The organism is uncultured Microbacterium sp., from assembly GCF_913776565.1.
GTDB lineage: Bacteria > Actinomycetota > Actinomycetes > Actinomycetales > Microbacteriaceae > Microbacterium.
The window spans coordinates 1-8,323 of record NZ_CAJYPF010000175.1 but is presented as its reverse complement, the minus strand read 5'-3'; the positions used below and the strand labels follow the sequence as shown (position 1 = coordinate 8,323).

At 72.3% G+C, this 8,323-nt stretch carries 7 protein-coding genes; 5 read left to right on the top strand and 2 right to left on the bottom strand.

The annotated features are described in order from the left end of the window. The 4 genes from QZ433_RS09905 to QZ433_RS09890 form a co-directional block, all read left to right on the top strand. Nucleotides 1-350, top strand: a 350-nt coding sequence (locus QZ433_RS09905) for a substrate-binding domain-containing protein (RefSeq protein WP_295782698.1), incomplete at its 5' end; no start/stop codon positions are given. A 132-nt stretch (nucleotides 351-482) separates the two neighbouring features. Continuing rightward, nucleotides 483-1,325, top strand: a complete 843-nt coding sequence (locus QZ433_RS09900; protein ID WP_295782695.1) for a class II fructose-bisphosphate aldolase — start codon at nucleotides 483-485, stop codon at nucleotides 1,323-1,325. Then, nucleotides 1,322-2,359, top strand: a complete 1,038-nt coding sequence (locus QZ433_RS09895) for a PfkB family carbohydrate kinase (RefSeq protein WP_295782692.1) — start codon at nucleotides 1,322-1,324, stop codon at nucleotides 2,357-2,359. Before QZ433_RS09900 ends, QZ433_RS09895 begins: the two co-directional genes overlap by 4 nt. Beyond that, nucleotides 2,356-5,154: an FAD-binding and (Fe-S)-binding domain-containing protein gene (locus tag QZ433_RS09890; protein ID WP_295782688.1), complete on the top strand. Its 2,799-nt coding sequence runs from the start codon at nucleotides 2,356-2,358 to the stop codon at nucleotides 5,152-5,154. Before QZ433_RS09895 ends, QZ433_RS09890 begins: the two co-directional genes overlap by 4 nt. Before the next feature lie 39 nt (nucleotides 5,155-5,193). On the opposite strand, the gene QZ433_RS09885 is transcribed toward QZ433_RS09890, so the two are convergent. Beyond that, on the bottom strand, nucleotides 5,194-5,847 hold the full coding sequence (locus QZ433_RS09885) for a hypothetical protein (protein ID WP_295782687.1): 654 nt from the start codon (nucleotides 5,845-5,847) through the stop codon (nucleotides 5,194-5,196). Nucleotides 5,848-5,919: 72 nt separating this feature from the next. On the opposite strand from QZ433_RS09885, the gene QZ433_RS09880 reads away from it, so the two are divergent. Then, complete coding sequence (locus tag QZ433_RS09880; protein ID WP_295782684.1) at nucleotides 5,920-6,105, top strand: hypothetical protein; 186 nt, start codon at nucleotides 5,920-5,922, stop codon at nucleotides 6,103-6,105. Nucleotides 6,106-6,174: 69 nt separating this feature from the next. Here QZ433_RS09880 and katG read toward each other — a convergent pair. Next, a partial coding sequence (gene katG / locus QZ433_RS09875; RefSeq protein WP_295782682.1) for a catalase/peroxidase HPI occupies nucleotides 6,175-8,323 on the bottom strand: 2,149 nt, incomplete at its 5' end.

Sequence of the window (8,323 nt, the reverse complement as noted above, 5' to 3'; positions counted from 1 at the left end):
TCGTCACCGCCGCGCTGCAGAAGGACCCCGACATCGTCGGCATCTTCGCCGCCAACCTCTTCGCCGCCGAAGGAAGCGCCACCGGCGTCCAGCAGGCCGGCAAGCAGGGCGCCGTCACCATCGTCGGCTTCGACGCCGGCCCCGCCCAGGTCAAGGCCCTCGAAGCCGGAACCGTCCAGGCCCTCGTCGCCCAAGAACCCGGAACCATCGGCTCCGACGGCGTCAAGCAGGCCATCGCGGCGCTGAAGGGCGAATCCACCGAGGCGAAGATCCAGACCGGCTTCACCATCCTCACCAAGGACAACATCACCACCGACGGCAAGGACGCGGTCTACAAGTCCTCCTGCTGACCCCCCACCCCACCCCCTCTCTCTCGCGTGAGGGGTCACGAACTGTCGCCTCGGACGCTCCGAAGCGACACGAAACGACCCCTCACGCGAGATGAACCCCACCCCGCGCTGCGCGCGGAGAGAGAGACCGCCGTGCCGCTGGCCGACATGCCCGACCTGCTCGCCGCGCACCGCGCGGTCGGGGCCTTCAACTTCATCACCCTCGAGGTCGCCGAGGCCGTCGTCGCGGGGGCCGAGGCCGCCGAGACCGGCGTGATCCTCCAGCTCTCGCAGAACGCCATCGCCTTCCACGGCGGGATCGCGCCCGCCGCGACCGCCGCCCTGCGCCTGGCCGAGGCCGCGCGGGTAGACGTCGTCGTGCACCTCGACCACGCCACCGACGAGCCGCTCGTCGACGAGGCGTTGGCCGTCGGCATCCGCTCCGTCATGTTCGACGCGGCCCACCTGTCGGATGCCGAGAACCTCGAGCGCACCGCCGCCGTCGCCGCCCGCGTGCACGCCGCCGGCGCCTGGATCGAGGCCGAGCTCGGCGAGATCGGCGGCAAGGGCGCCCACGCGCCGGGTGTGCGCACCGACGTCGCCGAGGCCGCGCGCTTCGTCGCGGCGACCGGGGTCGACGCCCTGGCCGTGGCGGTGGGCAGCGAGCACGCGATGCGCGAGCGCAGCGCGACCCTCGACGAGGACCTCATCGCTCGGCTCGCCGCAGAACTCCCGGTGCCGCTCGTGCTGCACGGCTCGAGCGGTGTCGCCGACGCCGGGATCGACGGCGCCGTGCGCGCGGGCATGCGCAAGATCAACATCGGCACGCACCTCAACACCGTGCTGACCGCGGCCGTCCGCGATGAGCTGGACCGGGATCCGGATGCCATCGATCCCCGCCGCTGGCTCGCCCCCGGCCGCGCGGCGGTCGCCGGCGAGGTGCATCGCCTTCTCGACGTCATCACCGGGCGCATCGTCAGCGAGGTCGGCGCATGAGCCGCATCGTCACCCTCACCGCCGCCGGGGCGATCGACGCCACCTACCGCGTCGCGGCCCTGCGCCCCGCGACCTTCACCCGCGCCGACAGCTACACGCGCGAGGTGAGCGGCAAGGGCGTCAACGTCTCGGCCGCCCTCGCCGCGGGCGGCGCCGACACCGCCGCGGTCGTGGTGCTCGGCTCCGACGACGTGCGGTTCGCCCGCTGCGGGTTGACCGCCCCTCTCCTGCGGATCGTCGAGGTGCCCGGCGCGACGCGGGTGAACACGTCGATCATCGACGCGGTCGGCGCCACGACGAAGGTCAACGCCCCGACCCCGCCGCTGTCGAAGCAGGCGTGGGATGCCACGGTCGCGGTCCTGCGCGAGGAGCTCTCGACCCGCGGCGACGCGTGGCTCGTGATCTCGGGGAGCCTGCCCGAGCTCGCCGGCACCGGGGCGATCGTCGACCTCGGGGGCGTGCGCGATCTCGCCCGCGAGCTGGGCGCCCGGGTCGCCGTCGACACGAGCGGTGCGGCGCTCGATGCGCTGCTGGCCGATCCGACCGGCATCGACCTGCTCACCCCGAACGTCGACGAACTCGCCGCGGCCGTGGGCCGCCCGCTCGAGACCCTCGGCGACGTCGTGGTCGCGGCGCGCGAGGTCGTCGCCCGGGGCGTGCAGACGGTGCTCGCGAGCATGGGCGCCGACGGACTGCTCGCCGTGACCGCAGAGCGCGCGGTGTTCGCGCGCGCCGACGCCCCGTACGTCGCCAACACCGCCGGGGCGGGAGACGCCGCCCTCGCGGGCTTCCTGCTCGGTCTCACGCGCGCCCCGGCCGCGTCCGCCGCCGGTGCCGACGCGCTCGCGGTCGCCGCCGCCAGCGCGGCCGAGTGGGGGGCGCACGCCGTCGCGCACGCCTCGACGGTCGTGGCGGGTCCGCCGCTCGGCATCCGGGCCCTCGTCGAGACCTCGCCCGACCTCTCGCGCGTGCTGACCGCCGAGGGGGAGACTCCGGCGCCCGCCGCCACCCGACGACCCCAGGAGACCGCATGAGCACCGTCGCGCCCGAGATCGCCGCGGCCGTCGGCGACCCGTCGCGACTGCGCACCCGCGCGATCGACCGCGTCGCCTACGCCAACGACGCCTCGCACTACCTCCTCACCCCCGAGGCCGTGGTCGTCGCCGCCGATGCGGCGGAGGTCGGCGCGATCCTGCGCGCCGCGACGGCCTCGCGGACCCCGGTGACGTTCCGCTCGGGCGGCACGAGCCTGTCGGGGCAGTCGTCGGGCGCGGGGCTGCTGGTCGACGTGCGGCAGGGGTTCGGACGCATCGACGTGCTCGACGGTGGACGCCGGGTGCGCGCCCAGCCCGGGGCGACGGTGCGCCAGGTCAACGCGCGGCTCGCGCGGCACGGCCACCGCCTCGGTCCCGATCCGGCGAGCGAGGCCGCCTGCACGATCGGCGGCGTCATCGCGAACAACTCCAGCGGCATGGCCTGCGGGACGGCGGAGAACTCGTACCGCACCCTCGAGTCGCTCGTCGTGGTGCTGGCATCCGGAACCGTCGTCGACACCGCGGACCCGGATGCCGACCGCCTGCTCGCCCAGCGCGAGCCCGCCCTCGTCGACGAGCTGATGCGCCTGCGGGAGCGCGTGGTGGCGGATGCCGCGAGCGTCGCCCTCATCGAGCGGCAGTTCGCGATGAAGAACACCATGGGGTACGCCCTCAACGCGTTCCTCGACTTCGACACCCCCGCGGCCCTGCTCGCCCACCTCGTCGTGGGATCGGAGGGGACTCTCGCCTTCGTCGCCGAGGCGACGTTCCGCACCGTGCCCATCCGCCCCGCGATCGCGACGGCGCTCGCGGTGTTCCCGACGCTCGACGCCGCCACCCGTTCGCTTCCCGCGCTGGTGGCGACGGGCGCGGCGACGCTGGAGCTCATGGATGCCACGTCGCTCCGCGTCGGCCAGCGTCTGGCGGGCACGCCCGCGGCGATCCACGGCTTCGAGGCCACCACGCAGGCGGCTCTGCTCGTGGAGTACCACGCGGACGATCCGTCCGCCCTGCGCGAGCTCGCCGACGCCGGGGTGCGCGTCCTCGCGGAGCAGCAGCTGCGCGACCCGGCCGTCTTCTCGAGCGACGCCGCCGATCGTGCCGCCGCGTGGACCTTCCGCAAGGGCCTGTACGCCTCGGTCGCCGGCGCGCGGCCCTCGGGCACCACCGCCCTGCTCGAAGACGTGGTCGTGCCGGTCGACCGCCTCGCCGACACGTGCGAGGGCCTGCAGGAGCTGTTCGCGCGCTTCGCCTACGCCGACAGCGTGATCTTCGGTCACGCCAAGGACGGCAACATCCACTTCATGCTCACCGACCGCTTCGAGGGGGCGACGGCCCTTCGCCGGTTCGAGGGCTTCACCGACGCGATGGTCGACCTCGTGCTGGGCGCCGGCGGCAACCTCAAGGCCGAGCACGGGACGGGCCGCGCGATGGCGCCCTACGTGCGACGGCAGTACGGCGACGAGCTGTACGACGTGATGGTGCGACTGAAGCGGGTGCTCGACCCGGGCGGCATCCTGAATCCGGGCGTCATCATCGACGACGATCCCACCGCCCACATGCGCAACCTCAAGACCCCCGTGTCGATCGAGCCCGAGGCCGACCGGTGCGTCGAGTGCGGGTACTGCGAGCCGGTGTGTCCGAGCCGGTCGCTGACGCTCACCCCGCGCCAGCGCATCGTCGTGCGCCGCGCGTCGACCGCCGCCCGCGCGCGCGGCGACGGCGCCCTGGCCGCGGAACTCGAGAAGGACTATGACTACGACGGCGTGCAGACCTGCGCCGTCGACGGCATGTGCCAGACGGCGTGCCCCGTGCTCATCAACACGGGCTCGCTGATGAAGCGCTTCCGCCGCGAGGACGCCAACCCCGTGCTCGCCGCGGGCTGGTCGGCCGCGGCGACCGGGTGGGGAGCGGTCACCCGAGCGGGTTCCGCGGCGCTCTCGGTCGCTTCGGCGCTGCCGACGTCGGCGGTGCGGACGGTGACGGATGCCGCCCGCGCGGTGCTCGGCACCGACACGGTGCCCCGCTACTCGGCGGAGTTGCCGAGCGGAGGGTCGTCGCGTCGCTCGCTGGGCTCCGTCGTCGGGGCTCCGGGCGCGGAGCCCGTCGCGGTGTTCCTGCCGGCCTGCGTGGGCAGCATGTTCGGCCCCGCCGACGGGATCGGCGCGACCGCCGCGTTCACGCGCCTGCTCGAGCGCGCGGGGGTCGCGGCGGTGGTGCCCGACGGCATCGACGCGCTGTGCTGCGGCACGCCCTGGTCGTCGAAGGGCTTCGCGAAGGGGCACGCGACGATGTCGGCGCGCGTCCGCGCCGCGGTGCGCGAGGCCTCGCGCGAGGGGGCGCTCCCGGTCGTGTGCGACGCGTCGAGCTGCACCGAGGGATTCGCGGCGACCCTGCGCGACGAGGGCGTGGAGGTCGTGGATGCCGTGGCCTTCGCGGCATCCGCTCTTCTTCCACGCCTCACGGCGACCCCGGTGGCGGAGCTGCTGGCCCTTCACCCGACGTGCTCGTCGAAGCAGTTGGGCATCGACCCGGCGCTGCGCGCGGTGGGGGAGGCCGTCGCGGCCGAGGTGCGGGTTCCCGATGCGTGGGGCTGCTGCGCCTACGCGGGGGACCGCGGGATGCTGCACCCCGAGCTGACCGAGGCGGCCACAGCGCCGGAGGCGGCCGAGGTCGCGGGATGGGGTGCCGACGCGCACGCCTCGTGCAACCGCACGTGCGAGCTGGGGATGACGAAGGCGACGGGGGAGTCGTACGTGCACGTGCTGGAGCTGCTGGAGCGGGCGACGCGGTAGGGGAGCCCCTGTCCGCAGAGCATGTCCTGCCGTCCCGACCTATGGTCGTTCGGCGACGATCGTGGTGACGTCCTCCATTGCCCGCACCCACTGTGAGGTGCTGCGGCTGCGCAGTTCGATGAGATCGAGGGTGCGTGTGAGATCGTCGAGAAGGTTCCGCGTGAAGACCGGCTCGTGATGAGCGAGTCGGTTGCGGAGGTGTCGAAGGATGTCGAGGTCCCGGTAGATCCGATCACGCAGACTGGCCGCGGCCATGGTCGGTGCGCCCGGAAAAGCCCACGCGATGTGGGGCTCCCAGAGTCGAACGTCGTTGCGGCTGGTGAAGAGCTTTTGCCAGAAGACGAACTTCAGCTCCGCTATCACCTTCCCCGTCGTCGGGTTCGTCCCCCGTGTGTTCAACAGGTCGCGTCGTGGGTTGTAGCGACCTGCGTTCGGCAAACTGGCCTCGAAGGTCGGGTTCCAGGGCCATCGCGGGCCATAGAGCCGCTCCAAAACATCGGAAGCTGCATTGCGCGTCGATATCTCGGCGAAGTGCGCCGGCAGCATCAGGGCCGCTGAAACGCGGGCGTTCCAGCCGTACAGTTCGACGGCTCTGCCGGTGTCTCCGCCACACGCAGCGACGTACGTGCCTGCACGTGGGGCGCTGAGCGTGGCGCGGATCTCGGCCTCGTCGGGCGGAGTGGCAGCGGGCATCCCGTAACGGTACAATGAGGCTCACTAGTCGCGGGACTTGCGGGCTCCGGCCTCCCCCCGCGGACATACGAAGTGCGAAGGCCCCGTCATCCGACGGGGCCTTCTTCGTCGGCCACAGCGCCGGAGGCGGCCGAGGTCGCGGGATGGGGTGCCGACGCGCACGCCTCGTGCAACCGCACGTGCGAGCTGGGGATGACCAAGGCGACGGGGGAGTCGTACGTGCACGTGCTGGAGCTGCTGGAGCGGGCGACGCGGTAGACGTACCGCGCACACGCGACGTCGCCCCCTCTCCGATGCGAGAGGGGGCGACGAGCGCGGCGACGTGGGTCAGGCGGCCATCGCGCCGTAGCGCTTGTGCCCCTTCACGTCGAAGCGGTCCAGCATCATCACCTTCGACCAGACCTCGACGAAGTCGCGGACGAACCGCTCCTGCCCATCGGTGCCCGCGTAGGCGTCGGCGATCGAGCGGAGCTGCGCGTTCGAGCCGAACACGAGATCGTTGCGCGACGCCCGCCAGCGCGCCTCGCCGGTCGCCTGGACGCGGCCGGTGAAGGTCGACGCGGTGTCGTCGTCCTTGGTCCAGACCAGATCGGTGTCGGTCAGATTGACGAAGAAGTCCGTCGTCAGGACGCCGACGCGATCGGTGAACACCCCCCGGTCGGATCCGTCCCAGTTGGCGCCGAGGACGCGCAGCCCTGCCGTCAGGACGGCCCACTCGGGCGCGGTGAGCGTGAACAGGTTCGCCTTGTCCAGGAACGCCGCCTCGGGCGCGACACCCGGGGCGAACTGGTCGAAGCGCTCGGACACGAAGTTGCGGAACCCGTCCGCGACCGGGCGGAGCCACTCGAACATCTCGATGTCGGTGAGCTCCTGCGTCGTGTCGACGCGGCCCGGAGTGAACGGGACCTCGGCGTCGGAGCCCGCCGCCCGCGCGGCCTGCTCGACCGCGGCCGTGCCGGCGAGGACGATGAGATCCGCGAGCGAGACCTGGCGTCCGTCCGACGCGGCGGCGAAGTCCGACTGCACGGACCGCAGCGCCTCGATCACCGGGACGGTGCGGCGGTTGACCGCCCAGTCCTTCTGGGGCGCGAGGGCGAGACGTCCGCCGTTCGCCCCTCCCCGCTTGTCGCTGTCGCGATAGGTGGAGGCGGCGGAGAAGGCCGTGTAGACGAGGTCGGACACGGACAGCCCCGTGTCGAGGACGGCCTTCTTGAGGGTCTCCACGTCGGCCTCGTCGAGGGCGGGGCCCTCGGCGTCGGGCAGCGGGTCCTGCCAGAGCAGGTCGTCGGCGATGGTGACCTCGGTGCCGAGGTAGCGGTGCTTCGGGCCCATGTCGCGGTGGGTGAGCTTGTACCAGGCCTTCGAGAACGCCAGCGTGAACAGGTCGAAGTCGGCCAGGAAGCGCTCGCACACGGCCCGGTACTCCGGGTCGACCTTCAGGGCGATGTCCGAGGTCATCATCATGAGCGGGTTCATCTGCCCCGGCACATGCGCGTCGGGGGTCTTCGGCGCGTCGGGGTCGGTGGGCATCCACTGCAGCGCGCCGGCCGGGCTCTTCGTCTGCTCCCAGTCGTAGGCGAACAGGTTCTCGAGGTAGGTGTTGTCCCACTGGATCGGGTTCGGCGTCCAGCTGCCCTCGATGCCGTTGGTCGAGGTGTTCTCGGCGTTGCCGCTGCCCACCGGGTTGTGCCACCCGAGACCCATCGACTCGATCGGTGCGAGCTCGGGCGACGGGCCGATCTTCGACGCGGGCACCTGGCCGTGGCTCTTGCCGAACGCGTGTCCGCCGGCAATCAGGGCGACGGTCTCTTCGTCGTTCATCGCCATGCGCGTGAAGGTGATGCGGATGTCACGGGCCGAGCCCATCGGGTCGCCGTTGGCGTACGGCCCCTCGGGGTTGACGTAGATCAGGGCCTGGTGCGACGCGGCCAGCGGGCTCTGCAGGTCGTAGTCCGCGTCGCCGTTCTCGCCGTGCCAGCGTTCGTCGCGGCTGACCATCTCGTCGGGGCTCTCGACGTTGTGCGGGTTCCAGACCTCGGGTCCCCACCAGGTGCCGTCGTCGGGCTCCCAGGCGTCGAGCCGTCCCCCGGCGAAGCCGTAGGTCGGCAGGCCCATCAGCTCGAGCGAGCAGTTGCCGGTCAGGACCATCAGGTCGGCCCACGACAGCGCGTTGCCGTACTTGTGCTTGATCGGCTGCAGGAGGCGACGGGACTTGTCGGTGTTGCCGTTGTCCCACCAGCTGCCGATGGGGGCGAAGCGCTGCATCGCGGTCCCCGCCCCGCCGCGACCGTCGGCGATGCGGTAGGTGCCGGCGGCGTGCCAGGCCATGCGGATCATCTGCGGGCCGTAGTTGCCGTAGTCCGCCGGCCACCAGTCGACCGAGGTGGTGAGCAGCTCTTTGATGTCCGCCTTCAGCTCATCGAGGTCGATCGTGGCGAACGCGGCCGCGTAGTCGAAGTCGGCACCGAGCGGGTCG

Coding starts and splice junctions, on each gene's coding strand:
- QZ433_RS09895 (WP_295782692.1), top strand. CDS start 1,322: ATGAGCCGCATCGTCACCCTCACCGCCGCCGGGGCGATCGACGCCACC.
- QZ433_RS09890 (WP_295782688.1), top strand. CDS start 2,356: ATGAGCACCGTCGCGCCCGAGATCGCCGCGGCCGTCGGCGACCCGTCG.
- QZ433_RS09885 (WP_295782687.1), bottom strand. CDS start 5,847: ATGCCCGCTGCCACTCCGCCCGACGAGGCCGAGATCCGCGCCACGCTC.